At 69.8% G+C, this 26,637-nt stretch carries 22 protein-coding genes; 14 read left to right on the top strand and 8 right to left on the bottom strand.

Annotated elements, in window-relative coordinates:
- Positions 1 to 4 precede the first annotated feature (4 nt).
- From BLS25_RS03735 to BLS25_RS03720, 4 genes are read right to left on the bottom strand one after another with little or no spacing between them, the layout of a single operon-like run.
- Positions 5 to 1,201, bottom strand: coding sequence for a hypothetical protein (locus BLS25_RS03735; RefSeq protein WP_074694489.1), 1,197 nt, complete (start codon positions 1,199 to 1,201; stop codon positions 5 to 7).
- A complete protein-coding gene (locus BLS25_RS03730; protein ID WP_074694488.1) occupies positions 1,194 to 1,898 on the bottom strand; it encodes an HAD hydrolase-like protein in 705 nt (234 codons plus the stop codon). The genes BLS25_RS03735 and BLS25_RS03730 overlap by 8 nt, the downstream gene beginning before the upstream one ends.
- Before the next feature lie 47 nt (positions 1,899 to 1,945).
- On the bottom strand, positions 1,946 to 2,644 hold the full coding sequence (gene nucS / locus BLS25_RS03725; protein WP_074694487.1) for an endonuclease NucS: 699 nt from the start codon (positions 2,642 to 2,644) through the stop codon (positions 1,946 to 1,948).
- Between the two features lie 9 nt (positions 2,645 to 2,653).
- A complete protein-coding gene (locus BLS25_RS03720; protein ID WP_056225160.1) occupies positions 2,654 to 3,910 on the bottom strand; it encodes an MFS transporter in 1,257 nt (418 codons plus the stop codon).
- A 78-nt stretch (positions 3,911 to 3,988) separates the two neighbouring features.
- Between BLS25_RS03720 and BLS25_RS03715 the strand changes: the two genes are divergently transcribed.
- From BLS25_RS03715 to mnhG, 7 genes are all read left to right on the top strand, one after another.
- A complete protein-coding gene (locus BLS25_RS03715; RefSeq protein ID WP_074694486.1) occupies positions 3,989 to 5,038 on the top strand; it encodes a LacI family DNA-binding transcriptional regulator in 1,050 nt (349 codons plus the stop codon).
- 95 nt (positions 5,039 to 5,133) lie between these two features.
- Positions 5,134 to 8,061 carry a Na+/H+ antiporter subunit A gene (locus BLS25_RS03710; RefSeq protein ID WP_074694485.1) on the top strand — a complete coding sequence of 976 codons (2,928 nt, stop codon included), beginning with the start codon at positions 5,134 to 5,136 and terminating at the stop codon, positions 8,059 to 8,061.
- Positions 8,058 to 8,651, top strand: coding sequence for a Na(+)/H(+) antiporter subunit C (locus BLS25_RS03705; protein WP_074694484.1), 594 nt, complete (start codon positions 8,058 to 8,060; stop codon positions 8,649 to 8,651). The genes BLS25_RS03710 and BLS25_RS03705 overlap by 4 nt, the downstream gene beginning before the upstream one ends.
- Entirely contained in the window at positions 8,648 to 10,204 is a 1,557-nt protein-coding gene (locus BLS25_RS03700) for a Na+/H+ antiporter subunit D (RefSeq protein WP_074694483.1), read from the top strand. Before BLS25_RS03705 ends, BLS25_RS03700 begins: the two co-directional genes overlap by 4 nt.
- Positions 10,201 to 10,815, top strand: a complete 615-nt coding sequence (locus BLS25_RS03695) for a Na+/H+ antiporter subunit E (protein WP_056225174.1) — start codon at positions 10,201 to 10,203, stop codon at positions 10,813 to 10,815. Before BLS25_RS03700 ends, BLS25_RS03695 begins: the two co-directional genes overlap by 4 nt.
- On the top strand, positions 10,812 to 11,081 hold the full coding sequence (locus BLS25_RS03690) for an MrpF/PhaF family protein (protein ID WP_056225177.1): 270 nt from the start codon (positions 10,812 to 10,814) through the stop codon (positions 11,079 to 11,081). The genes BLS25_RS03695 and BLS25_RS03690 overlap by 4 nt, the downstream gene beginning before the upstream one ends.
- The gene (gene mnhG / locus BLS25_RS03685; protein WP_074694482.1) at positions 11,078 to 11,458 is read left to right on the top strand and encodes a monovalent cation/H(+) antiporter subunit G; all 381 of its coding nucleotides are present in this window, start codon (positions 11,078 to 11,080) and stop codon (positions 11,456 to 11,458) included. The genes BLS25_RS03690 and mnhG overlap by 4 nt, the downstream gene beginning before the upstream one ends.
- 7 nt (positions 11,459 to 11,465) lie before the next feature.
- Here mnhG and BLS25_RS03680 read toward each other — a convergent pair whose 3' ends face one another.
- From BLS25_RS03680 to BLS25_RS03670, 3 genes are all read right to left on the bottom strand, one after another.
- Positions 11,466 to 12,008: an SRPBCC family protein gene (locus tag BLS25_RS03680; protein ID WP_074694481.1), complete on the bottom strand. Its 543-nt coding sequence runs from the start codon at positions 12,006 to 12,008 to the stop codon at positions 11,466 to 11,468.
- Positions 12,009 to 12,199: 191 nt separating this feature from the next.
- A complete protein-coding gene (locus BLS25_RS03675; protein WP_074694480.1) occupies positions 12,200 to 12,907 on the bottom strand; it encodes an ABC transporter ATP-binding protein in 708 nt (235 codons plus the stop codon).
- A gap of 31 nt (positions 12,908 to 12,938) precedes the next feature.
- The gene (locus BLS25_RS03670) at positions 12,939 to 14,399 is read right to left on the bottom strand and encodes an ABC transporter permease (protein ID WP_074694479.1); all 1,461 of its coding nucleotides are present in this window, start codon (positions 14,397 to 14,399) and stop codon (positions 12,939 to 12,941) included.
- A 133-nt stretch (positions 14,400 to 14,532) separates the two neighbouring features.
- Between BLS25_RS03670 and BLS25_RS03665 the strand changes: the two genes are divergently transcribed.
- Together BLS25_RS03665 and BLS25_RS03660 are read left to right on the top strand one after the other, a co-directional pair.
- Positions 14,533 to 15,255, top strand: a complete 723-nt coding sequence (locus BLS25_RS03665; RefSeq protein ID WP_074694794.1) for a response regulator transcription factor — start codon at positions 14,533 to 14,535, stop codon at positions 15,253 to 15,255.
- A complete protein-coding gene (locus BLS25_RS03660; RefSeq protein ID WP_074694478.1) occupies positions 15,252 to 16,688 on the top strand; it encodes a sensor histidine kinase in 1,437 nt (478 codons plus the stop codon). Before BLS25_RS03665 ends, BLS25_RS03660 begins: the two co-directional genes overlap by 4 nt.
- 102 nt (positions 16,689 to 16,790) lie before the next feature.
- Here BLS25_RS03660 and BLS25_RS03655 read toward each other — a convergent pair whose 3' ends face one another.
- Positions 16,791 to 17,816 carry a LacI family DNA-binding transcriptional regulator gene (locus tag BLS25_RS03655; protein ID WP_074694477.1) on the bottom strand — a complete coding sequence of 342 codons (1,026 nt, stop codon included), beginning with the start codon at positions 17,814 to 17,816 and terminating at the stop codon, positions 16,791 to 16,793.
- 137 nt (positions 17,817 to 17,953) lie between these two features.
- Here BLS25_RS03655 and BLS25_RS03650 point away from each other — a divergent pair, with 137 nt between their 5' ends.
- From BLS25_RS03650 to BLS25_RS03630, 5 genes are all read left to right on the top strand, one after another.
- Positions 17,954 to 20,143, top strand: a complete 2,190-nt coding sequence (locus BLS25_RS03650) for an alpha-galactosidase (protein ID WP_256335527.1) — start codon at positions 17,954 to 17,956, stop codon at positions 20,141 to 20,143.
- Positions 20,140 to 21,084, top strand: coding sequence for a carbohydrate ABC transporter permease (locus BLS25_RS03645; protein ID WP_074694476.1), 945 nt, complete (start codon positions 20,140 to 20,142; stop codon positions 21,082 to 21,084). Before BLS25_RS03650 ends, BLS25_RS03645 begins: the two co-directional genes overlap by 4 nt.
- A 9-nt stretch (positions 21,085 to 21,093) precedes the next feature.
- Complete coding sequence (locus BLS25_RS03640; RefSeq protein ID WP_074694475.1) at positions 21,094 to 22,047, top strand: carbohydrate ABC transporter permease; 954 nt, start codon at positions 21,094 to 21,096, stop codon at positions 22,045 to 22,047.
- An 86-nt stretch (positions 22,048 to 22,133) separates the two neighbouring features.
- The gene (locus BLS25_RS03635) at positions 22,134 to 23,495 is read left to right on the top strand and encodes an ABC transporter substrate-binding protein (protein WP_074694474.1); all 1,362 of its coding nucleotides are present in this window, start codon (positions 22,134 to 22,136) and stop codon (positions 23,493 to 23,495) included.
- A 226-nt stretch (positions 23,496 to 23,721) separates the two neighbouring features.
- A complete protein-coding gene (locus tag BLS25_RS03630; RefSeq protein WP_074694473.1) occupies positions 23,722 to 26,604 on the top strand; it encodes a carbohydrate-binding protein in 2,883 nt (960 codons plus the stop codon).
- Positions 26,605 to 26,637: the final 33 nt, after the last annotated feature.

Raw genomic sequence — 26,637 nt, 5'->3', positions numbered from 1 at the left:
CGGCTCAGGCCACGGGATCGGAGACGGCGTGCCACCCGGCACGCGCGTGGGCGAGGGCTTGCTCCGCATCGGTCGCCGCCCGAGCCGCGGCCAGCTGCCGACGCGCGTCCTCGAGGCGCAGTCGTTCGCCGATCGCGGCGGTGGACCCGCGTGCCTCGGCGGCGGCCAGAGCGGCGCGCGCGCACGCGAGGGTGCCGGGGAGGGCGGCACGAGCGGCCTCGAGACGCTCGCGGGGGCTCATCGCCTCGCCGAGGGCGTCGTCGCGCGTCTCGCGGACCCGGGCGACGGTCGCGATCGCCCACCGCGGCCGACGGACGGCCTCCGCGGCGGCCAGGTCGAGGTCGCGCGCCGCGGCGCGCAGACGGTCGAGGGCGTCGGGTGCCGCTTCGGTCGGGCGGCGGGATGCCGACGCGGTCGCCGCCTCGATCTCGGCCCGCGCGGCAACGAGTTCGGCGTCCGCGTTCTCGGCCGCCTGCAGGGCGATGCGATGCGCGTCTTCGACGGCGCGCAGCTGCCGTTCGGCGCGCAGGAGCGCGGCGGTGGCCGCGACGAGGTGGCCCCCATCGGGCTCGGAGGCCGCGCGCTCGAGGGCGTCGTCGACCTCACGGAGGGCGTCGGATGCCGCCCGCGCGGCCGTCTCGGCATCGTCTCGGTCTTCGCGCGTGAAGCGATCGCGCAGAGCGGTCACCAAGGGCTCGGGGTCGCCTGTCGTCTCGATCAGCTCGTCGCGTCGACGGCGGGTGAGCTCGAGGAGGTCGGCCGGGGTACGGTGCGCCCGCGCCCACTCCTGCAACTGCTCCCGAGTGCGCTCGACTCGTCGGATCTGATCGTCGAACCCGGCGCGCAGTCTGCGCGCGTCGTCGGCGCGCCGGGCCGCGACGCCCGTGTCGGCCTCGAGCCGCGAGAGGTCGGCGAATCCGCGGTCGCGCGCCCGGACGGCCGCCGCGCGGGCTCGGCGGAGATCGGCCGGCTCGTCCGCGGCATCCATCGCATCGACGGCGCGGAAGGCCACGTCGAGCCGGGACACAGCGTCATCCAGACGCAGGAGCGCCTCGCCCGCTGCGGTCACGGCCCGGGCAGCCGTCGCGCGCGCCCGCGGGGAGCGACGAGAGAACCGCACGGCGATCACGATCACCCCGACGACCAGGGCCGCCACGAGGAGGGCGACCGCCGCGGGGATCACCCCCTCGAGCTCAGACACCGGCGGAGGCGTCCGATTCCGACGAGTCGTCGATCAGCAGGAGGGCGCGGAGCTGGTCGACGTCGTCGACGGCGGCCTGGGCGCCGTCCGCCTCGTGGGGCCAGCTGAAGCCCCAGCGCACGAAGATCACCGGCACCCCGGCATCCGCCCCTCCCTCGACGTCGTGGTGTCGATCGCCGATGAGGATGGGGCGCGAGGTGTCGGCTCCGGCGGCCTCGAGGCGGCGCAGCGCCTCGCGCACGACGTCGGCCTTGGTGCTCAGGGTGCGCTCGTCGAGGGTGGCGCCGACCATGGCCTCGAGGGAGGGGGCGAGACCGAAGTGGTCCATGAGGGCGACGACCTGCACCTCGGGCTTCGAGCTCGCCGTCGACTGCGGGATGCCCGCCGCGTGCAGCTGGTGCACCAGTTCGCCGACACCCGGGTACAGGCGCGCGCTGACCGTGTAGCCCTCGCTCTTGTTCAGCCCGCGGTAGAACGTGACGGCCTCGGTTGCCTGCTCGGGCGTCATGCCCACGTTCACTTGGAACGACTCGTACATCGGCGGACCGATCCAGCGCGACAGCTCTCCGCGCACCGGGGGCGTCCGCCCGAAGTGCTCCAGCGTGATGGTCAACCGGCGGAGGATGCCCTCCGATGCGTCGACGAGGGTTCCGTCGACGTCCCACAGGACGCAGGAGAAGGGAGAGCGTGCAGACATGCGTCCACGCTACCGGCGCAGCATCCGCCCGGCTCGATCCGGCGCGGTCAGAACAGGCGCGGGGCGCCCGACTGCACGCCCTTCATCTCGTCGTAGTCGAGGACCAGGCACCGGATGCCGCGATCGGTGGCGAGGACGCGGGCCTGCGGCTTGATCTCCTGCGCGGCGTAGACGCCCGTGACGGGCGCCAGCAGGGGGTCGCGGTTGAGGAGCTCGAGGTAGCGCGTGAGCTGCTCGACGCCGTCGATGTCGCCGCGACGCTTGACCTCGATCGCCACCGTTCCCTTGCCGTCGTCGTTGCGCAGGAGCAGGTCGACGGGGCCGATCGCGGTGGGGTACTCGCGGCGCACGAGGGTGAGGTTCTCGCCGACCACCGACACCTGTTCGGCCAGCAGCCGCTGCAGGTCGGCCTCGACGCCGTCCTTGATCAGGCCCGGGTCGACGCCGAGGTCGTGGGCGGTGTCGTGGATGACCTCGTGGATGCGCACCAGCAGCGCATCACCGGTCTTCGCATGGGTGACGCGCCACCGCTCGATCACGCCGTCTTCGACGTCGACCTCGTCGGGCTGCTCGAGGGTGAGCGAGCACGGCGGGCTCATCCAGTTCAGCGGCTTGTACGAGCCGCCGTCGGAGTGCACCAGCAGACTGCCGTCGTTCTTGTGGACGAGCAGGCGGGTGGCGAGGGGGAGATGCGCGTTGAGGCGGCCGGTGTAATCGACGGAGCAACGGGCGATGACGAGACGCACCCACTCAGCCTAATTGCGCCCCGCCGCGTCGCGTCGCGCGGGCTCGGCCTCCGCCTTCTCGGAGGCGACGAGCGGCTTGGCCGCGCCGGAGAAGAGTCCGGATGCCACGATCAGGCCGACCACGATGAGCAGGGTGTTGAGCAGGCCGATGTGGTCGCCGATCCATCCGAGGATCGGGGGACCGCAGAGGAAGGCGACGTAGCCGATGGTGGCGGCGGCGGCCACGCGGGAGGCGGCCTTGGCGGGGTCGTCGGCAGCGGCGGACATGCCGATCGGGAAGCCCAGCGAGGCGCCGAGGCCCCACAGGGCGGCGCCCACGAAGACGAGCGGGCCGTACGGAGCCAGGATGAACAGCAGCAGGCCGGCGGCGGCGGTGCCGGCGAGCACCCGCAGAACGAGCACGCGCCCGAGGCGATCGACGACGGGACCGCCCGCGATGCGGCCGACCGTCATGGCGACGGAGAACACCGCCAGCACCGCCGGCCCCGCCTCTTCGGGCGCGCCGTGGCCGTAGACCACCGCGGAGGGCAACCAGTCGTTCGCGCTGCCCTCGGCGAAGGCCATGCCGAGCATGATGACGCCGAGCGTGTAGGTGCGCGGCTCGCGCCAGGCCTGCAGCGACACCGAGAGGCGCTCGCGCCAGTGGGCGCGCTCCTCATCGGCGGGGGCGTCCATCGCGACCTCTGCCCGCGGCACGTTCGCGACCGACACGAAGGCGACGACGATGATCACGACCCCCATCGCGACGCAGTGGGCGATCACCGGGATGCCGAGGCTCACCGCGACGAAGCCGAGGCCCGCTCCGATGACGGTGCCGAAGCTGAAGAAGGCGTGCAGCAAGGGCATGATCGTGCGCCCGGTGGCCTTCTCGAGTGCCGCTCCCTCGACGTTCATCATCACGTCGACGGCGCCGTTGCCGAATCCGAAGAGCGCGAGGCCCACGAGGGCGACGGCGAAGAGCTGCAGGGAGTCCGCCCCGAAGCCGATGATCATGAGCCCGATGCCGACGAGCAGCAGGGCCACGAGCATTCCGCGGCGCGCGCCGATGCGCGCCATCACGGCGGGGGCGATCGACAGACCGATGATGGATGCCACGCCCATGCCCAACAGCAGCAGCCCGACGCCGGAGTTCTCGATGCCGAGCGATTCGCGGATCGCGGGCACCCGCGACGCCCAGGTGGAGATGCTGAGCCCGCTCGCGAGGAAGATGGCGCAGATCGCGATGTGCCAGCGGACGAGCTGGGATCGGGTGAGCGTCGAGTGCATGTCGACACTGTACCGAATCGATTCGACGCATATCGAATCGATTCGGCAGGGCGCCCGGTCGGCAGGTACGATCGGCCCGTGAGCACCCGTCGCGCGACCATCAGCGATGTCGCCCGTGAGGCCGGCGTCTCGGCGTCGACCGCCTCGGTGGTGTTCAGCGGCAAGACGCCCACCTCGCCGGCGACCCGGGCCCGCGTGCTGGCCGCCGCCGAGAGCCTGGGCTACACCGGACCGGATCCGCGCGCGGCCTCGCTGCGTCGCGGACGTTCGGGCATCGTCGGCGTGGTCTTCGACCAGCACCTCGGGACCGCGTTCCTCGATCCCGTGACCACCCACATGATGGACGGACTGGCCGACGGCGTCTCGCGCCTGGGTGCCGCGCTCCTGTTGCTGCGCGACGACGGCGAGACGGTGAGCGAACCCTCGTTGCACACCGCCCCCATCGACGCCGCCGTCCTGATCGGCTGCAGCCCGCGCATGCGCGATTCGCTCGAGATCGTCCGAGGCCGCGGCATCCCGGTCGTGGTCGTGGAAGGCGACGCGGGTGAGGGCGTGCCGCAGGTGCTGCTCGACAACACCGAGGCCCAGAGCGCGGCCGCGCGCCACCTGTCGGCGCTCGGCCATCACGACGTCGTCATCGTCACCCTCCCCACCGACACCGCTCGTCGTCGCGGCTGGATCGCCGACGACGCCGAGGTGCGCGTCGACGTGACCGCCGACCGTCTGGCCGGAGCCCGCGCGGTGTTCCCCGACGCGCCCGCGGTGGCCGCCGCCACCAGTTCGATCGACGAGGGCACCATCGCCGGTCGGGCGATCTTCGCCGATCCCGACCACCGCCCGACCGCTGTCATCGCCCAGAGCGATCTGCTCGCGGCCGGGGTGATCCGCGCGGCCGAAGAGGCGGGGCTCCGCGTCCCCGATGACGTGAGCGTCACCGGATTCGACGGCGTGGTCGTCGACGGCCTCGCCCCGCACGTGCTGACCACGCTCGTCCAACCCGCCACCGCCAAAGGTCGGGCGGCCGGTGAGGCGGTCGCCGCGATGCTCGAGGACGAGACGCCCTCGGGGCTCGACCTGCGGTGCACCTTCCGCGAGGGGACCACGACCGCTCCGCCGCGTACCACATGAGTCGACGGGTGCTGGGACTCTCATGCTCCGCATAGAATAGGGACGACACCCCGAGAGCCCGGGCACCCGCCCGTCGACCCCGAGGAGGCCCGACCGTGCTGATCTTCCTCGGCGCCTTCGCGGCCGTGCCCCTTCTTCTGCCGTGGCTCGTCTCGCGCATCGGTGCCCGCGCCTTCTACGTGGCGGCGGTGCTCCCGGCTCTCGCTTTCGCGCACGCTATCGTCCTCGCCCCCGCGGTGTTCGCGGGGGACATTCCCTTCGAGGAATATCGCTGGATTCCGGCGATCGACGTCTCGCTGTCGATGCGCATGGACGTGCTCGGCTGGTTGCTGACGCTCGTCGTAACCGGCGTCGGTGCGCTGGTGATGCTCTACTGCCGGTGGTACTTCCGCGGCAAGACCGCCGGTGTCGGGCAGTTCTCCGCCGTGCTGCTCGGCTTCGCCGGCGCCATGTACGGCCTCGTCCTCACCGACGACATCGTCGTCCTCGTCATGCTGTGGGAAGCGACGAGCGTGCTGTCGTACCTGCTCATCGGGTACTACCACAGCCGTTCCGCGAGCCGTCGAGCCGCCCTGCAGGCGCTGCTCGTCACCACGCTCGGCGGACTCGTCATGCTCATCGGCGTGGTTCTGCTCGTCGTCCAGGCGGGCACCTCGAGCCTGTCGACGATCCTCGCCGACCCGCCCACGGGCGCCGTCGTCGACATCGCCGTCCTGCTGCTGCTGGTGGGAGCGCTCAGCAAGTCGGCGATCTTCCCGTTCCACTTCTGGCTCCCCGGGGCCATGGCCGCCCCCACCCCGGTCAGTGCGTACCTGCACGCCGCTGCCATGGTCAAGGCCGGCATCTACTTGGTCGCCCGCCTCGCCCCCGGCTTCGCCGATACGCCGTTCTGGCGGCCCACCCTCATCGCCCTCGGTGTCTTCACGATGCTGCTCGGCGGGTTCCAGGCTCTGCGTGAGCGCGACCTCAAGCGCATCCTCGCCTTCGGCACGGTGAGCCAGCTCGGCTTCCTCACCGTGATGCTCGGATACGGGACGAGGGATGCCGCTCTCGCCGGCGCCGCGCTCCTGCTCAGCCACGCGCTGTTCAAGTCGTGTCTCTTTCTCGTCGTCGGTGTGATCGACCGTCAGCTGAACACCCGTGACATCGGCCAGCTCTCCGGCCTGGGCCGACAGGCGCCGGTCATGGCCACCGCGTCGTTCATCGCGATCTTCTCGATGGCGGGGGTCATCCCCACTCTCGGGTTCGTCGCGAAAGAGACCGCGCTGACGGCCCTGCTGCACGAAGCCGAAGGCGGAGCTGCGTGGGGATGGGTCGCCCTGATCGGCATCGTGCTGGGCTCGGCGCTGACGGCGGCGTACGGCATCCGCTTCCTGTGGGGGGCGTATGGGACCAAGCGCGACGTCGAGACCACCGAGTGGCCCGACCCGCCGATCGGCTTCCTGTCGGCGCCGGTGCTCCTCGCAGCGACGTCACTGGGGCTCGGATTCCTCGCCCCGATCGTCGACCACTGGCTCGCGCCCTACGCCGACGGCCTGCCCGAAGCGACCGCGGGCGTCTCCGCTCCCGCGTACCCGTACCACCTGGCGCTCTGGCACGGCCTCGAGCCGGCGCTGTTCATCTCGCTCGGCACGCTCGCACTCGGCGCCGGCATCTTCTGGGTCGTGCGCAAGACGCAGCTGCACAAGCGCCGTCGCGTGCTGCCCTTCACGGCGAACGACGCCTACAACGTGGCCCTGCGCGGGATCGACCACTCGTCCGAGTGGGTGACCGCCCGCTTCCAGCGCGGTTCTCTGCCGTTCTACGTCGGAACGATCTTCGTCGTGCTCGTCGTCGCCGAAGGCACGGCGCTGCTCGCCTCGAGCGAGTGGCGCGCCCAGCTCGCCGCGTGGCAGTCGCCGGCGCAGCTGATCTCGGCACCGATCATGATCGCCGCCGGCATCCTGGCCGTCCGCGCCCGCAAGCGGTACACCGGTGTCGCCCTCGTCTCGGTGACGGGCCTGGGCATGGTGGTGCTCTTCGCCACCAGCGGCGCCCCCGACCTCGCCCTCACGCAGGTGCTCATCGAAACCGTGACCCTCGTGGTGTTCGCGCTGGTGCTCCGGCGTCTGCCGGCCCGCATGGGCGAGCAGAACGAGTCGGTCGCCCCGCTGGCGCGTGCCGTCCTCGGTGCGGGCGTGGGCCTCACGATGGCCCTCGTGGCGATCGTGGCGACCGGCGCGCGGCAGGACCTCCCCGTCTCGCTCGAGTGGCCGCCCCTCGCCTACGAGATCGGTCACGGTCGCAACGTCGTCAACGTCGCTCTCGTCGACCTCCGCGGCTGGGACACCATGGGCGAGCTCTCGGTGCTGGTCCTCGCCGCCACCGGCGTGGCATCCCTCGTCTTCATCACCAACCGCAGCGACAATCTCGCACGTCGATCGGGCACCGCCCGCGCGCGGGTGGGACTCGGCCGTCGTCGCCCCCTCGTCGAGACCGACAGCGGCGTGCGTGCGCAGCGCGTAGGCGAAACCGGTGCCCCGCGCGCGTGGCTCATCTCGGGTGCGAAGGTGCAGCCCGAGAACCGTTCGATCCTGCTCGAGATCATCATCCGGGTGCTCTTCCACTCGATCATGATCGTGTCGCTCTACCTGCTCTTCGCGGGCCACAACCTGCCCGGCGGAGGGTTCGCCGGTGGCCTGGTCGCGGGTATGGGCCTGGTCATGCGCTACATCGCGGGCGGTCGCTGGGAGCTCGGCGCCGCCGCCCCCACCGACGCGGGTCGCTTGCTCGGGGCGGGCATGGCGATCGCCGTGCTGTGCGCCCTCGTTCCGATGGTGTTCGGCTTCGCGCCGCTGCAGAGCTTCACCTTCGAGGGTGAACTGCCGATCATCGGTCACTGGGAGTTCGTGACCAGCACGATCTTCGACGTCGGCGTCTACCTCGTCGTCATCGGCCTCGTTCTCGACGTGCTCCGCAGCCTCGGCGCCGAGGTCGACCGCCAGTCGCAACTCCCCGAGGACGCGGAGGTGGTGGGCTCATGACCATCTCGCTGGTCCTCGTCATCGTCATGGCCGTGCTCTTCGCCTGCGGTGTCTACGCCATGCTCGAGCGCAGCCTCACCCGCGTGCTGATCGGCTTCCTTCTGCTCGGGAACGCCGCGAACCTGCTGCTCCTCATCGTCATGGGCGCGCCCGGCCGGGCCCCGTTCTACGACGGAGGGCAGACGGATGCCGCGGACATGTCCGACGCTCTTCCCCAGGCCCTGACGCTCACCGCGATCGTCATCACGTTCGGCATCTCGGCGTTCCTGCTCGCCCTGATCTACCGCTCCTGGCAGCTCGGTCAGGCCGACACGGTCATCGACGACGCGGACGACGTGGCGCTGCGCGCCCGCACGGCGAACGAGCCCGAGGACGCGATGGACGAAGAGTCCCGCTCCGACGACGAGGACGTCACCACCGACTTCGTCGGCGACGTCGCCTCGCCCATCCGCGTGCTGCACCAGGGCGACCTGTCGCAGCTCGTCGACGACGCCCCGGTCGATCGCGTCGCCGTCTCGCGCGAGTCCGACCCGGCGCGAGACGACGACACCGACGCCCCCCGCGACCCCCAGGACGGTGATCGCTCGTGAGCGCCCTCGTGCCCCTGCTCGTCGGCATCCCTCTCATCGGTGCCGCGATCAACCTCATCTTTGGTCGGCGCAAGAAGACGCAGATCGTCGTGTCGGTCGCCTCCCTCGCGGCCGTGCTCGTGCTCGGTGCGATCCTTCTCGTCACCGTCGACACGAGCGGGCCCATCGCGGTGGCGATCGCCGCGTGGGACATCCCGTTCGGCATCGTGCTCTACGTCGACGTGCTCGCGGCTCTTCTCGTCGTCGTCACGAGCATCGTGCTACTCGCGGTCCTGCTCTTCTCGATCGGGCAGGGCGCGGCCGACAACGACGAAGACACCCCGGTCTCGATCTTCTACCCGGCGTACCTGATCCTGGGTGCGGGCATCTTCAACGCCTTCATCGCCGGCGACCTGTTCAACCTCTACGTGGGCTTCGAGATCCTGCTCGTCGCCTCGTACGTGCTGATCACCCTGGGCGGTACCGAGTCGCGCATCCGCACCGGCGTCGTCTACATCGTCGTCTCGCTGGTGTCGTCGATCCTGTTCCTCGCGGCGATCGCGATGGTCTACGGGGCGCTCGGCACGGTCAACATGGTCCAGATCAGCGAACGGATGGCCCTGCTCCCGCAGGACACGCAGACGATCCTGCACCTCATGCTGCTGCTCGCCTTCGCGATCAAGGCGGCGGTGTTCCCGCTGTCGTTCTGGCTGCCCGACTCGTATCCGACGGCTCCCGCTCCCGTCACGGCGGTGTTCGCGGGTCTGCTGACCAAGGTCGGCGTGTACGCGATCATCCGCACCGAGACGCAGCTCTTCGTCGCCAACGACCTCAACTTCCTGCTGATGATGGTCGCTCTGTCGACGATGATCGTCGGCATCCTGGGTGCCGTCGCGCAGGCCGAGCTCAAGCGCATCCTGTCGTTCACGCTGGTGAGCCACATCGGCTACATGATCTTCGGGCTGGCGATCAACACGCCGCTCGCGGTGGGGGCGACGATCTACTACATCGTCCACCACATCATCGTGCAGACGACCCTGTTCCTGGCCGTCGGTCTCATCGAGCGCCGGGCGGGCAGCACCTCGATCCTCAAGGTGAAGGGCCTCATGCGCGCGGCGCCCCTGCTCGCGGTGCTGTACTTCATCCCGGCGATCAACCTCGGCGGTCTGCCGCCGTTCTCGGGCTTCATCGGCAAGTACGCCCTGTTCGACGCGGCGGCGCAGGTGGGCACCCCCGTGATGATGGTGCTGATCGTCGGCGGCGTCGTCACTTCGATCCTCACGCTCTACGCCCTGATGCGCGCGTGGAACCTGTCGTTCTGGCGCGAAGACGACGACTCCGCCGAGACGACCGAGCGCATCGCCTACCTCGGCAACGCCCCGGCCGCGACCATCTCGACCGAGCGCCGCACGACGCCGAAGATCATGACCCTCGCCACGGTCGGCATGGTGGCCGTCACGGTGTCGCTGACCGTGTTCGCCGGACCCCTGCTCGACATGTGCCTGCGGGCGGGCGTCGATATCACCGACGGCGTGAGCCTCGTGCAGATCCAGGAACAGGTGGGTCAAGGATGAGCCCCTCCCGCCGATCGCAGGTATCGCTGTTCCTGCACCAGCTGCCGTTCCTGGTGTGGCTGGTCGCTCTGTGGATGCTGCTGTGGGGTCAGTTCACCTGGCTGGCGTTCCTCACCGGTCTGGTCATGGCGGTCTTCGTCACGCGCGTCTTCCGCCTGCCCCCGGTCGAACTCTCGGGTCGCATCAACCTCTGGTACGGCCTCGTGTTCGTCGTCACCTTCCTGGGCGCGGTCATCAAGGGATCGCTCATCGTCGCGTGGCAGGTGATCGACGTCCGCCGTCAGCCCGGCGCCGCCATCATCGCCGTCCCGCTGCGCGTCGACGACGACGTGATCATGGCGCACACCGCCGTCACGGCATCCCTCATTCCGGGATCGCTCATCGTCGACGTCGACCGCGAGAACCGCACCCTGTTCCTGCACACCATCGGCGTCAGAAGCGACGCGGATGCCGAACACCAGCGCCGCGTCGTGCTCGGGTGGGAAGCCCGCATCACGCGTGCCGTGGGCTCGAAGGAAGAGTTGCAGGAGCTGCGGGCCAAGATCGCCGAGTCCGACGCCGATGCACGTCACGGCGCCGAGACGCCGCGCGACGGGAGGACCCTGCTGTGAACACCGCCCTCGTCGCCGTCATCGTCGTCGTCTTCGCCGTCGCCGCCGTGCTGGCGCTGATCCGTCTGGTCATCGGCCCGTCGATCCTCGACCGAGCCGTGGCCGCCGACGTGCTGCTCACCGAGGTGCTCTGCATCCTCGGTGCCGACATGGTCATCAACCACCACACGCGCTCGTTGCCGGCGATGCTCATCATCGCCGCCGTCGGGGTGTTCGGCTCGATCGCCGTGGCCCGCTTCGTCGCGCGGAAGGAGAACCCGAGATGACCCTCGACGACGTTCTCGACACGGTCGCGCTCGTGCTCGTCCTGCTCGGCGCGATCCTCTGCCTGACCGCGACGATCGGACTGCTCCGGTGGCGGGACGTGCCCACACGTCTGCACGCGGCGACCAAGCCGCAGGTGCTGGGTGTGCTGCTCATCGTCGCGGCGGTCGCGCTGTCGACGCGCAAGTGGGAGGCCCTGGCCTTCGGCATCCCGATCATCCTCATCCAGTTCGCGACCGCGCCGCTCGCCGCGCACATGGTCGGGCGGGCCGCGTACCGCAACCGGACGACCGACGAAGAGAACCTCTTCATCGACGAACTCCACCACAGCACCGAGCAACCCGGCTCCACGGGGGCGCAGTCGCGACCCGAGAGCTGACCCGCGCTCAGATCCCCGCTTCGCGCACGTCGTCCTGCGCCTGCGGTGAGGCGGTGCCCTCGGCCGGGTCGGGTGTCGAGGTGCGGTGGTCGAGTTCGCGTGCCTCGCGTTCTTCCCGTCGCCCCTCTGCGAGGAAGGCCAGGCGGTTCAGGCACTCGTGGTTGCGGGCCACGAGCATCGGCTTCCAGGCACGTCGGGGCAGAAGCGAGGCGGCTCCCGAGACGGGTTCTTCGACGATCGTGACCGCCGTGCCGCCGGCGTGGGGGCGGGCGTCGATGCGGATCACGCCGCGACCCAGGATGCCGGCCTCGGGCCTCAGCCGCATCCGGCGCGGGGGATCCCACTCGACGATCTCGGTCTCGTCGTGGATCATCACGGGCCACACTCCGAGGGAGTGGTGGATGCGCGAGCCCTCTCGCGGCCACTGCTCGTCGACGTCGCGCATGCGCGCGGCACCGACCACCCAGACCGGGTAGAGCCACCCGTCCGAGAGGACGGCGAACAGATCGTCGGGCGTGCAGCGCATCAGTCGCGTGTTGCGGGCGGCCATGGCATCCCTCCGGTCGGCGTACTCCGACCTTATTCCGCCGCCTCGATCCCGCCCGTGCCCCTTGACGCACTGCCCCTTCTCCTCGCGTGAGGGGTCGAGAACTGTCGCCTGGGAGGTGCCCGAGGCGACAGGAACTGACCCCTCACGCGTGTGGCGCCAGGCACGGCCCGGGGCGGGCGGGAGGCACCCGCTCAGCCGCGGGTGATGTCGGTCACGATCCCCTTGTCGAGGCGCAGGCGACGGCGCGCGCGGCGCGCCACCGCCGAATCGTGGGTGACCACGATGAGGGTGAGCCCCTCGGTGTTCAGCGCCTCGAGCACGTCGAGGATCTCGTCGCGCATGCGTTCGTCGAGGTTTCCGGTGGGCTCGTCGGCGAGCAGTACCCGCGGCTGCTTGGCGACGGCGCGGGCGATCGCGACGCGCTGCTGCTGTCCGCCCGAGAGCTCGCCGGGTCGGTGGTCGGCGCGGTCGGCGAGCCCGACGCGGGTGAGGGCCTCGGTCACCCGGCGGCGGCGTTCGTCGCGGTCCAGTCCGAGGGGTTCGAGCCCCGTGTCGACGTTCTCGGCGGCGGTCAGGGTGGGGATGAGGTTGAACCCCTGGAAGACGAAGCCGATCTCCTCGGCACGCCGCCGGGCGAGCTGCGCGTTCGAGGCCCGGGCGACATCGAGGTCACCCAGCACCACCGACCCGGCGGACGGGCGGTCGAGGGCGCCGAGCATCTGCAGCAGCGTCGATTTGCCGCCGCCGGTCGGGCCCTGGATGGTGACGAAGTCGCCCGCGGCGATCTCGAGGTCGACGCCCGCCAACGCCTGGACCGTGCGGTCGCGCTGGCGGTAAGTGCGGGTGACTCCCTCGAGGCGGTACGCGGTGGTGACGGACGGGGGAGCGGTGAGGGTCATGATGTCTCCTTCGGAGGATGGGGGATGCCGCTCACGCGACGGAACGGAGGGCGGCGGCCGGGCTGAGACGAGCGGCACGCCACCCGCCGAAGGCACCCGCGACGACCCCGCCGAGGACGGCGATCCCGACCGCGGCGACGATGACCACCGGGGTGAGGGGCGCGTGGAGGACGATGTCGGTCGCCTGAGCCGCGGCCTGGCCGAAGCCGCCGCCGCGTCCGCCCTGGCCACCGGGTCCCGCCGTGGCCGCCGAGCCGACCGACACCGTGGGCGCGATGACGTTGACGAGCAGGATGCCGCCGAGCCCGAGCAGCAGTCCCACCGCGCCGCCGATGAGACCCTGCACGAGCGACTCTCCCGCGACCTGGCGCACGATGCGGCCGTTCGACCAGCCGATCGCCTTCAGCGTTCCGAACTCCCGCGTGCGCCGCGCGACACCCGAGATGGTGAACAGCACGGCCAGGGCGAGCGCGACCAGCAGCACGACGACCGACAGCCAGGTTCCGAGGTTCGAGATCAACGACGACGCGCTCGAGAGGGATCCCGAGACGCTCGAGGCGAGCTGCGCCTGCGAGCTCACGGTCGCGTCGGGGAGAGCCGCCGAGATCTTCGACTGCACCGCGTCGATGGCATCCGCCGACTCCGCCTGTACGTAGACGGTCGACACGACGTTCCCGGCGCCCGAGAGGGCCTGCGCGACGTCGAGGGGGAGATACACGTTGGCCGCGGTGTCGGCGTCCGCCGAGGTCGAGGCGACGATCCCCACGATCTGCATGGCGGTTCCGCCGACGTCGATCGTGCCGCCGACGCTCAGGCTCGCGCTCGCCGCGTACGTGGCGTCGACCACGGCCACGTCGGTGCCGGCGTCGCTCGCGGCGAGGGCGCGCCCCGCGCTGACCGTGACCGACGAGAGCGGACCGACGGATGCCGAGGGGTCGACGCCGAGGACACTGAACGAGTCCACGCCGAAGGCGCTGCCCCCGTCGCCGGTCGGCCCGCCCGCGGGGGGCTCGCCCGTCCCGCTTCCGGGCGCTGTGCCCGTGCCGGTGTCGGTTCCGGACTGCGAGCGGCGCTCGGGAACCTGACCCGAGAACGTCGTGTTGGTGAGAGCGAGGGCTCCGGTCGCGGCCGAGACGCCGTCCACGCCGCTCACCGTGCTGACGGTCGACGCGTCGAGGGTCGCTCGACGGCGCTCGGTGAGGAGGCGCGATTGGTTGAGGGTGGTCGTACCGTCGGAGGTGGCGCCCTCGCCGGCGCCGAAGTCGAAGCGCGCCCCGCCGCCCTGACCCGGTTCGGTCTGCGCACCGGTGACCGTCAGGTCGGTGCCCACGCCGTAGACCGACGAGAGGGCCTGCGACTGCGCGTCTCGCACCCCGGCCGAGAGGGCGTTCACGACGATCACGAGCGCGATGGCGATCGCGAGGCCGACCGCGACGATCACGGTCTGTTTGGTGCGGCCGACGAGTTCGCGCCGCAGGTAGGTGCCGTACATGCTTCTCCTTCCGGACGCGGGGTGCGGCCGTCGGACCGACCGTAAGAACGGCACCCTCACCGCTCCCTCACCGTTCCTATGAAGCGGGTATGCCGGGTGACGGGGGCCGCATCGACAGGGCATGCTGGCTGTCATGGCATCCCGCCCCGCCCCCCTCACCCGCCCCGACGGCTCCCCCGTCCGCGCGCTCATCGTCGACGACGAGGCCAACCTGAGCGACCTGCTGCGCATGGCCCTGCAGAACGAGGGCTGGGAGGCCCGCACCGCCGCCAACGGGCACGAGGCCCTGGGAGCCATCCGCGAATTCGGTCCCGACCTGCTCGTGCTCGACATCATGATGCCCGGGCTCGACGGCATGGAACTGCTGACCCGCGTCCGCGCGGCCGGCAATGATGCCCCCGTCCTGTTCCTCACGGCGAAGGACGACGTGGAAGATCGCATCGCCGGGATCTCCGCCGGAGCCGACGACTACGTGACCAAGCCCTTCAACCTTGAGGAGGTCGTCGTCCGGCTGCGCGGAATGGCGCGCCGGCACGTCGCCGCAGTCGCCGACGCCGACCCCCGCCTGCGCGTGGGCGACCTCACGCTCGACGAGGAGTCGTACGAGGTCGAGCGCGGCGGCATCCCGATCAAACTCACCGCGAGGGAGTTCGAGCTGCTCCGCTATCTGATGCAGAACCCGCGCCGCGTGCTCAGCAAGGCGCAGATCCTCGACCAGGTGTGGAGCTACGACTTCGGGGGCGACGGCAGTGTCGTCGAGATCTACATCTCGTACCTGCGCAAGAAGGTCGACACCCTCGGCGATCCGCTGATCCACACGGTGCGGGGCGTGGGCTACTCGATCAAGGCGTCATGACCCGCCGCCGGTGGACGCTGCGTCGCACCCTGGTCGTCGGCACGAGCGTGCTGGTGGCGCTGGCCTTCGTCGTCATGAGCATCGCCACGATCGTCGCCCTTCGCTCGTTCGCTCTCGACCGACTCGACGCCCAGGTGCGCGAGGGCCTGAGCTTCTCGGCGGGATTCGCCGGGCGCGACGGCGGCGCCACGCGCCCTCCGGGGTCGAATACCGATCGTCCGGCGGGGCGGATCGGGTCGTTGCAGCTCGTCCTCGCCGGTGACGGGTCGGTGCAGCGCTCGGGATACACGCGCTCCGACGGCACGCAGGTGTCGCTCTCGACCGACCAGATCGCCCTGCTGCGCTCCTCGGTGTCGACCGATCGGCAACCGACCACGGTCGATCTGGGCGGTGACCTCGGCGCCTTCCGCGTGGCCGCCGCCGAGAACTCCGGCGCGACCGTGTTCGCGGGGGAATCCGAGGCTGACGTCAGCGCCACGACGACCGCGCTCACGGTCATCCTGGCGGCGGTCGGCGCTCTCGTCCTGCTCGCCGCGGTGGTCGGGTTGTCGGTGTTCGTCCGCAGGAGTCTTCGCCCCCTCGACCGCGTCGCCGCCGTCGCCGGGCGCGTGTCGACCCTCTCGCTCGGGGCGGGGGCCGTCGAGATCCCCGATCGGGTCGCGACCGTCGACACCGATCCCGACACCGAGGTGGGGAGGGTCGGCTCGTCGCTCAACGAGCTGCTCGGTCACGTGCAGTCCTCCCTCGCCGCACGTCAGCACAGCGAGGATCGACTGCGACGCTTCATCGCGGACGCCAGTCACGAGTTGCGCACGCCGTTAGCCAGCATCCGCGGCTACGCGCAGCTCTCGCTGGGCGAGGACGCCCCGATGACGCCGACCCAGGCGCGCTCGTTCGACCGCATCGAGTCCGAGGCGCAACGGATGGCCTCGCTCGTCGACGATCTGCTGTTGCTGGCTCGCCTGGATGCCGGTCAGCCCCTGCGCCGCGAAGAGGTCGAGCTGACGCTGCTCGCCGTCGACGCCGTGAGCGACGCGCAGGCGGCGGCGACGACGCACGAGTGGCGGCTCGACGTCAGCGAGGACCTCATCTCGGTCACGGGCGATGAGAACCGCCTGCGCCAGGTCGTCGCCAACCTGCTGCGGAACGCCCAGACGCACACCCCGCCCGGGACGACCGTGACCCTCTCGCTCGCTCGCGACGGGGCGGAGGCCGTGCTGCGCGTCGCCGACGACGGACCCGGTATCGACCCGGGGGTGGCAGGCCGGTTGTTCGACCGGTTCGCGCGCGCCGACGATTCCCGCAACCGGGATGACGGCAGCACGGGGCTGGGGCTCTCGATCGCGCAGGCGATCACCGAGGCCCACGGCGGCAGCATCTCGATCGAGAGCGTGCCAGCGCGGACGGTGTTCGCGGTGCGGCTGCCGATGTGAGGCACGCCGGCGGGTGGCGACGAGGGTGGTCCGGGGGGCCCTCCCTTACCCCGGGGCCGTGTGCACACTCGCCCCGCGCCGGCGGGACGCACCGCATCCGACTCAGGACATCGCGGTGGGGCGCGGCGCCGCGGCGCTCTCTCGAACGACGAGCTGCGGAGTGACGGCGGAGTCCTCTGGGGCGCGTCCGTGCTCCAGCCACTCGCCCAGCAGGGCGAAAGTGCGTCGGCCGAGGTCGACGAAGTCCTGGCGGACGGTGGTGAGGGCGGGTGTCCACATGCGCGCGAACGGCTGGTCGTCGAAGCCCACGATGCTGACGTCGTCGGGGATGCGACGCCCCACCTCCTGGTAGGCGCGGGCGACGCCGATCGCGAGCTCGTCGTTGCCGCACAGCACGGCCGTGACGGAAGCGTCGTCGATCATGCTCTGCGCCACGTCGTAGCCCGACGTGGGGGAGTAGTTCGCTTGGAGCAGGGGCGGAACGCTCGCGCCGGCCTCCTCGAGCGCGGCGCGCCAGCCCCAAGCTCGACCTGTGCCCGGCCGGGTCGCAGGGATGGCGACGTGATGCACGGTGCGATGTCCCTGGGCCAGCAGGTACGTCGTCGCCTCGTGGCCGCCGACGTAGTCGTCGAGAAACGCGTGGGGGGTCTCGCCCGGCGGGCGGCGGGCACCCGCCGCGGCCACCACGGGCACCGTCTTGGGCATGGCCGCCAGAGTGGCCACACCCAGCTCGTCGAACTCGATCACGATCGCCCCGGCGAGGGGCTGCGAGAGGGCGCCGTCGACCGCCGCCGAGATGGCCGCGGGGTCGTCGGATTCGACGACGGCGATCATGACCACGTAGCCGGCAGCCCGCGCGGCCTCCTCGATTCCCTGGAGGGTCGCGGCGTAGCCGTAGCGGATCGTGTTGCGAGCGAAAACCGCCACGGTCGAGCGGCGTCCGCTCACCAGGGACTGCGCTGCCGCGTTGGGTCGATAGCCCAGCTCGGCGACCGCGGCCTCCACCTTCCGGCGCAGCCGATCACTCACGGGGGTGCGGCCCGACAGCACGCGTGACACCGTTGACAGGCTGACCCCCGCCTTCTCGGCCACGTCGACGATTCCGGGGACATCTCGATCGAGTGGCATCACCCGATCCTAGTGACCAACGTTTTCTGTCCGTGGCGACTTTCTCTGACCAACGTTTGCAGGGATGCGGTCTCCGTGCTACTTTGACCAACGTTTGCAGGACCCGACGAGGGGTCCCCACGGAAGGCGAAGACGCAGTGACCACCCACGTGATGACCGAGATCGCAGACGACCTCGCAGCCTCTTGGCCGGCGGCCGTGACGCTGCGTGCGGCGGGGGTGGCCGTGATCCTGGGTCTGCCCGCAGACACGCTTCCCTTCGTCATCCACTGGGGCGGCGACATTGGCGCACAGGATGCCGACTCCCTCCGTGAACTCTCGCTCCACGCGCAGCCTCCCCTCGCCACCAACGGGGTCGACATCCCTGTGATCGTCGGGCTCCTTCCCGAGAACTCCGCCGGGTGGACGGGCACGCCCGGACTGTCCGGACACCGTGCCGGCCAGGCCTGGTCGACTCGGTTCGTCCCGGTGAACGTCGACATCGTCAATGACGTCCCGGTCGGGGGAACCGTCCGGGTGGAAGCGCTCGACCCCGACGCGCAGCTCGCGCTCACACTCGTGATCGAGATGCTCCCGAGCGGGCTGCTGCGCCTGTCGGCGCAGCTGCGCAACGACGGCGCGGACGTCTACACCGTTGACGCCCTGCAGCTCGCTCTGCCCGTTCCCACCCGCGCCGACATCGTCCACGACATGGCCGGTCGCTGGGGCAAGGAGAAGGTTGCCCAGTCCCGGCCGTTCACCGTGGGCTCACACGTGCGCGAGGGGCGGCACGGACGCACGGGTGCCGACGCGGCTGCTTTCCTCTCCGCCGGGACGACGGATCTCGACTTCGCACGGGGCGAGGTGTGGGGCCTGCACGTCGCCTTCAGCGGCAATCACCGCGTCCTCGCCGAGCGCGCGTTCTCCGGAGAGCGCCTGCTCTACGGCGGCGAGCTACTGCTGCCCGGCGAGCTGCCGTTGTCGCCGGGGGAGTCCTATTCGACGCCGGCGATCTATGCGGGATACGGCAGCGGGCTCGACGACGTCGCTGCACGTTTCCACACCTACCTGCGATCGCGCCCGTCGCACCCGCGCTCCGCGCGTCCGGTCGTGATGAACGTGTGGGAGGCGGTCTATTTCGACCATGACCTCACTCGTCTGCTCGAGCTCGCCGACGCCGCCCAGCACGTGGGCGTCGAGCGGTTCGTGCTCGACGACGGATGGTTCGGCTCGCGGCGAGACGACACCTCGGGTCTGGGCGACTGGGTCATCGCCGAAGACGTCTGGGGCGGCGGACGGTTCCGAGCCCTCGTCGACGGGGTCAAGAACCGCGGCATGCAGTTCGGCCTGTGGTTCGAGCCCGAGATGGTCAACGTCGCGTCCGAACTCGCCCTCGCGCATCCGGAGTGGCTGCTGCAGGTGCCCGGTCGCCTGCCGGTGGATTTCCGCCACCAGCAGGTTCTCGATCTGTCGCACCCCGGCGCGTTCGACCACGTGCACGACCAGATCGTGTCGCTCGTGCGGGAGTACGGCATCGACTACATCAAGTGGGACCACAATCGGGACCTCATGGAGGCAGGGTCCACCCGTACCGGGCGCGCGGGCGTGCACGAGCAGACCCTCGCCACCTACCGTCTCCTCGACGACATCCGCCGGGCCTGCCCGGGGCTGGAGATCGAGTCGTGCTCATCGGGAGGCGCGCGCGTCGACCTCGGCATCCTCGAGCACACCGACCGCGTCTGGGCGTCGGACTGCATCGACGCCCGCGAACGGCAGCAGATCCAGCGCTGGACCGCGCAGCTGCTGCCCCCCGAGCTCGTGGGCAGTCACGTCGGCGCCGACCGCGCGCACACCACCCGCCGGCGTCTCGACCTCGACTACCGGGCGGCCACAGCCCTGTTCGGGCACTTCGGCATCGAGTGGGATCTCGTCGCCGCCTCCGCCGACGAGATCGAGCGACTCGCAGCCTGGGTCGCCTACTACAAAGACGTGCGCGAGCTCATCCACACCGGCATGACCGTGCGCCGGGAGCTCGAGGGTGGCGATGTGTGGCTGAACGGCGCCGTGAGTGCCGATCGCGACCGGGCGCTGTTCGCGGTCGTCCTTCGCGAGCGTCACGTCACCTGGCCGGCCGGGCGCGTGCAACTGCCGGGCCTCGATCCCGACCAGGAATACCGCGTGCGCATCGGTGGCCCCGGACCGCTGCCGACGTACGACCCCCGCATCCACCCGTCGTGGTTCCGCAACGGCACCACCCTGACGGGAGCAGTGCTGCAGCAGATCGGTCTGCACGTGCCCGCGCTCGACCCCGACAACAGTGCCCTTCTCGAAGTGGAGGCCGTGCGATGAGCACTCCGACCCGCTCGGTCGACACGCGTTCGCTCGACACGCGCGCGATCGTCGCCCCGAAGACGAAGCGCCGTCGGCGCGGTGACGCGAAGATCGCCCTCTTCTTCATCGCTCCCGCCGCCCTGGGCTTCCTCGCCTTCTACCTGATCCCGTCCCTGCGCGGCATCTGGTTCAGCTTCACCGATCAGAACCTCATCGGCGCCGGGACCTTCGTGGGGCTGGACAACTACACCCGGATGCTGGCGGACCCGCTGTTCTGGAACTCGCTCGCCGTCACCGTCGAGTACGTCGTCATCAACATCGGCGTGCAGACGGTGCTCGCCGTCGGCATCGCGGTGCTCATGCACCGTCTCACCCGCTCGGCCGTCATCCGCGGCATCATCCTGCTGCCCTACCTCGTCGCCAACGTGGTGGTCGCCCTCGTCTGGTTCTGGATGATGGACTACTCCACCGGCATCATCAACGTCTTCCTCGACGCCCTGGGCGGCGACCGCATGGCGTTCTTCGGCAGCGAGTCGCTCGCGATCCCCACCATCGCGCTCATCAACGTGTGGCGGTACGTCGGCTACACGGCGCTGCTCGTCTTCGCGGGCTTGCAGACCATCCCGACGCAGTTGTACGAAGCGGCAGCTCTCGACGGTGCGTCCGAAGTGCGGATGTTCCGCTCCATCACGCTGCCGTTGCTGCGCCCCGTGCTGGCGCTGGTGCTGGTGATCACCGTCGTCGGATCGTTCCAGATCTTCGACACCGTCGCGGTCACGACCGAGGGGGGACCGATCAACTCCACCCGGGTCATCTACTACTACATCTACCAACAGGCCTTCGAGAAGTTCGACCTGGGCTACGCCTCGGCCATGTCGGTCTTCCTGCTGGTGGTGCTGGCCGTCGTCGCGTACTTCCAGCTCAAGATCATGCGCTCGAACTCGTCGGATCTGGCATAGGAGCCCCTCATGACCGCTGTCGCAACTCCTCCCCGCGTCACTCGGCCTGAGCCGACCGTCGCCGAAGAACCCCGCGGACCCCGACGTCGCCGCGCGAGCTTCGGCCGCATGCTGGCCTGGGCCGCCCTGATCGTGCTGCTCGTGGTGACGCTCTTCCCGTTCTACTGGATGCTGCGCACCGCCCTCTCGACCAACACCGCGCTCTACACCAATGCCGGCAGCCTCCTTCCGGTGGAGTTCAGCTGGGGCGGCTTCGCGCGCGTCCTGGGACTGTCGTCACCGGAGCAGGCGGCGGCCGAGGGCGGGACGACCGGATCGATCGACTTCTGGCTGTATCTGCGCAACACCGTGATCGTCGCCACCGTGATCACCGTCGGTCAGGTGCTGTTCTCCTCGATGGCGGCGTACGCCTTCGCCCGTCTGGAGTGGAAGGGCCGCGACGCGGTGTTCTTCCTCTTCCTGACGGCCCTGATGATCCCGCCGATCTTCGTGCAACTGCCGAACTTCATCCTGATCCGCGATCTCGGTTTGCTGAACACCCTGGCCGGCATCATCCTGCCGTTCTTCTTCATGACCCCGTTCGCGATCTTCTTCATGCGCCAGTTCTTCCTCGGCATCAGCCGTGAGGTGGAGGAGTCTGCCAAGATCGACGGCGCCGGGCATCTACGCATCTTCTTCCGGATCGTGTTGCCCATGTCATCCACACCGGTGTTCACCCTCGCGTTGCTGGCCTACATCACCGCGTGGGGCGAGTACTTCTGGCCCCTCCTCGTCGGTCGCGCCGACGAATCGCGCGTGCTCACCGTGGCTCTTGGCATCTTCCGCTCGCAGACTCCGCAGACGGGCCCCGACTGGGCCGGTCTCATGGCCGGGACCCTCATCGCGGCGCTGCCGATCTTCGTCCTCTTCGTCCTCTTCGGCCGCAAGCTCGTCGACAACCTCGGCTACTCCGGCATCAAGTGATTCCCCCGCCCCTCATCTCCCGCCCGGCGACCCGAACGTCGGGCGGGGAGCCCCACCCGCACCTCCACTCCCTGAAAGGCAACTCCATGCGCACCACCTCACGCGCGCGCCGCACCGTCGCGGTCGCCGTCGTCGCCGCGGCCGTACCCGTCATCCTCGCCGGGTGCTCCTCCGCGGGTGAAACCGCGGCATCCGGCGGCGACTCGATCACCTACTGGCTCTGGGACAGCAACCAGCAGCCCGCCTACCAGCAGTGCGCAGACGACTTCCAGAAGTCGTCGGGCATCACCGTCAAGATCGAGCAGTACGGCTGGTCGGATTACTGGCAGGGCCTGACCACGGGCTTCGCGTCGGGCACCGCCCCGGATGTCTTCGCCGACCACCTGTCGTACTACCCCGAGTTCGTCTCGCAGGGTCAGTTGCTCGACATCTCCGACCGGGTCGAGAAAGACGGTGTCGACCTCGGCATCTACCAGGACGGCCTCGCCGACCTGTGGACCACGCAGGAGGGCGGCCGCTACGGACTGCCGAAGGACTTCGACACCGTCGCGACGTTCTACAACGAGAAGATGGTGGCGGATGCCGGCTACACGGCCGACCAGCTGTCCCAGCTCGCGTGGAACACGGCCGGCAACGGCTCGTTCGAGAAGCTCGTGGCCCATCTCACGGTGGATCAGAACGGCGTGCGCGGCGACGAGGCCGGTTTCGACAAGTCGAAGGTCGCGGTCTACGGTCTCGCCCTCAGCGGCAACGGTCTGAACGCCGCCGGTCAGCAGACGTGGTCGCCCTACGCCCTCGGCAACGACTGGTACTACGGCGACAAAACGCCGTGGACCAGCTCGTGGAACTACGGCGACAAGGCCTTCAGCGACACCCTCGCCTGGTACAAGGGCCTGATCGACAAGGGCTACATGCCCAGTGTCGACATCGCCCTGTCGGAGCAGGACCCCCTCAACGGCTACCTCGCCGGTCGCTATGCGCTCGTCACCGACGGCAGCTGGATGAACGGCTCGTACCTCGGTCAGGACAAGGTCGCCACGAAGGTCGCCCCCACCCCGGTCGGCCCGAGCGGTCAGCGAGCCAGCCTCTTCAACGGTCTCTCCGACGGCATCTGGGCCGGAGGCAAGAACCAGGATGCCGCATGGAAGTGGGTCAAGTACCTCGCCTCGGCCGACTGCCAGGACGTCATCGGCGAAGCCGCCGTGGTCTTCCCCGCGGTCAAGACGTCGACGGCAAAGGCCGAAGCGGCCTTCACGGCCAAGGGCTGGGACGTCAGTGGCTTCACCGACCAGGTGACCGACGGCACCACGAAGCTGCTCCCCATCGCCGACCACTGGTCGGACGTCAACGACACCATGAAGGCGGCGATCGAGTCGTACCTGAAGGGTGCATCCGACGCCAGTGCGCTGAAGACCGCGAACGATCAGGTGAACGCCCTCCTCAAGTGACATGACACCGGGGTGCCCGTTCCCTGTCGGGCACCCCGGGACCACGTCGCTCGTCTCGGCGCCTCGCTCGGAATCCCTCTCCCCGTCGCCGCTCTCCGGCTCGGCATCCATCCGTCCCGCCCCGGCTCGGCATCCGTCTTTCCGTCGCGACCGGCGCATCCAACACCACGAATCATCGCCTCGCGTTCCACCGCCCGAACCCGCCCCACCGTACGAAGGAGTACACGTGACCCGCCCCCGCCCGAACCTCGCGCGAGTGACCGCCTGCACGGCGCTCTCCGCGCTGGTGATCTCCGGCCTCGCCGTCGGAGCTGCCGCACCCGCGAACGCCGCGACCGTCGATGTGATCGGCGTCGACTTCAGCAAGACCGATGGGGCCGTCAAGGGCGGCGCGTCGGGCATGCTGTACGGCTTGTCCGACGACGGCGTCCCGACCGACCCGATCATCGCGGGCGCGAGCCCGAAGAACGTCACCCAGAAGGCGCCGCACGGTGCGCAGCACCCCAACGGCGACCCGCTCCAGGTCGAGGACTCGTTCTTCGACAACGGCGGGCAGTATCTGATGACCAACATCCAGGACTATTACCCCGACTGGGCGTACAACGGCGGCAAGCGTCCGTCGGACTTCTCGACCTACCTCACCATCGTGCGCAAGGTGGTCAAGAGCGTCGTCGATGAATCCGACCACCCCGAGAAGTACGTCTTCACGCCGTTCAACGAGCCCGACGGGGGCAACTGGTACGGCGACTGGGGTGCCATGAAAGACACCTACCTCCAGGATTGGAAGGCCGTCTACCAGGCCATCAAGGAGGTCTACCCCGACGCCAAGATCGCAGGCAATGGCGACACCCGCTGGCAGCCCGATCGCACGCGCGACTTCCTCACGTACGCCAAGGCCAACAACGTGCTGCCCGACATGTTCACGTGGCACGAGCTCAGCCGGAGCAGCCTGCAGTATTTCCGTCAGCACCTCACCGACTACCGCAAGATCGAGAGCGACCTCGGCATCTCGGCGCGCCCGGTCAACATCACCGAGTACGCCATGCGCCGCGACATGTCAGTGCCCGGCAACCTCGTGCAGTGGTTGGCGATGTTCGAGGACGAGAAGGTCGACGCGCAGACCGCGTATTGGACTTATGCCGGCAACCTGAACGACAACATGGCCAAGAACAACAGCGCCAACGGCGCGTGGTGGCTCCTGAAGTGGTACGGCGACCTCTCCGGCCAGACCGTCTCGGTCACCCCGCCCGCCCTCAACGCCCCCGACACCCTGCAGGGCATCGGCGCGGTCGACACCGCGAAGAAGCAGGCGACCGTGCTGTTCGGCGGCACGAACAACGCCACGCGTCTCGACCTGTCCGGTCTCGACCCGGCCGTCTTCGGCAGCACCGTCGACGTGCAGGTGCGCGAGGCCGAGTGGTCGGGCCAGGAGGGCGAGGCCCAAGCGCCGCCCGTCGTCGTCACCAAGCGGGTGGCCGTCGGCGGTACGGTCCAGATCGACGTGCCCAGCTCTAACCGACTCGACGCCTACCAGGCCGTCATCACGCCGGCCCTGCCCACCGCCCCCGCCGTCGATTCCACGTGGTCGACGAGCATCGAGGCGGAGAACACCGCCCTCAAAGACGTGACGGCGTACGCCCAGGATCCGGCCGCGGACTGGACGTTCTCGGCTTCCGGGGGGCGTGACGTCGGGTCGACGAACAAGGTCACGTCATCGCTGACCTGGAAGGTCGACGTTCCCACAACGGGCACGTACCGCTTCGGCGCGATCGCGGGCGTCAACGGCAGCAAGATCGGCCCGGGCTCGCACGCGCTGTTCGTGGACGGCCAGAAGGCGGCCACGATCGACTATGAGGCGGGCTTCGACTGGAGCTACCGGGGTCGCGGCGAGACCCTCGTCTCGCTCACCCAGGGCAGCCACGAGTTGTCCGTGCGCATGAGCGCCGACGGCTCGACACTGCTCCCCGGTTCCGACATCTCGCTCGACCGATTCGACCTGACGCGCATCGACGGCCCCGAGACGACGACCTACCCGGCGGTTCTCTCGCGCACCGACGCGCCGCTGGACTACGGCAAGGGCGCGGCGGTGCTGAGCGGGGACAAGAGCGCCACGTTCTTCGCATCCGCGCGCGAGACGGGCTACTACGACGTCGCCGTGCGCTACTCCACGACCGGAGCCGCGGGTCTCGGCCTGCGTCTGAACGACCGCACGGTCACCGGACTCGGCGCCGACAAGGCGGGCACCTGGACGTCGACGGCACGGGTGCACCTCGCCGAGGGCATCAGCGAACTGCGTCTGGCATCGGCCGAGTGGGCCGCCGTGCAGTCGGTGACGATCACCCGAGCCGTCGACGGCGACGCATCCAGCGTGCGTGTCGAGGGCGAGGACTCCTCGCGTATCGCCCTGCACGGGGCGGCCCGCTTGGAGACCCCGGGTGCGCCGACCAACGTCTCGGGCAAGCAGCTCGGCTACCTCGGCGGCGGCGCCGACAACTACGCCACCCTCACCCGCCCGAGCGGGCTCGGGGTGGGACAGTACGACCTGACGGTGCGCTACTCCAACGCCGAGAAGAACACCGGTCATGCGTACAACACCGACGTCATCACCCGCTTCCTCGACGTGACGGAAGACGGTGGTGCCACCACCCGCGGTGCGTTCCGCAACAACTACTCGTGGAAGGGATTCTGGACGCACACGGTTCCGCTGGACGTGTCCACCACAAGCGGGTCGCTGCGCCTGGGCAACACCACCGGCAACGCCCCGAACATCGACTGGCTCGCGCTCTCGCCTCTGGTGACCAAGACCACCAACGCGGCCGATGCGGTCTTGAAGGCGGATGCCACGGCATCCACCCGCAAGCTCGCGGGCAAGGTCTACATCACGGTCGACGTCACCAACACCTCGTCGGTCGTGACGGATGTCGCGATCGCGACCGCGTACGGCAGCAAGACCTTCACGGGTGTGCAGCCCGGCAAGAAGGTGAGCGTCTCGATCAACACGACGAAGTCGTCGATCCCCGCGGGGCAGGCGACCATCACGCTGAGCGGAACCGTCAACGGGGGGCCGGTCACGCAGAAGATCACCGCCTCGTACAACGCCCAGAACTGACATCGAGTGGGGGCGGGCCGCCGCCCCCACTCA

Origin of the sequence: Microbacterium testaceum StLB037, assembly GCF_900104345.1 — a bacterium.
Lineage (GTDB): Bacteria > Actinomycetota > Actinomycetes > Actinomycetales > Microbacteriaceae > Microbacterium > Microbacterium testaceum_A.
The sequence above is the reverse complement of the archived record's forward strand: the minus strand, read 5'-3'. Positions and strand labels throughout refer to the sequence as shown.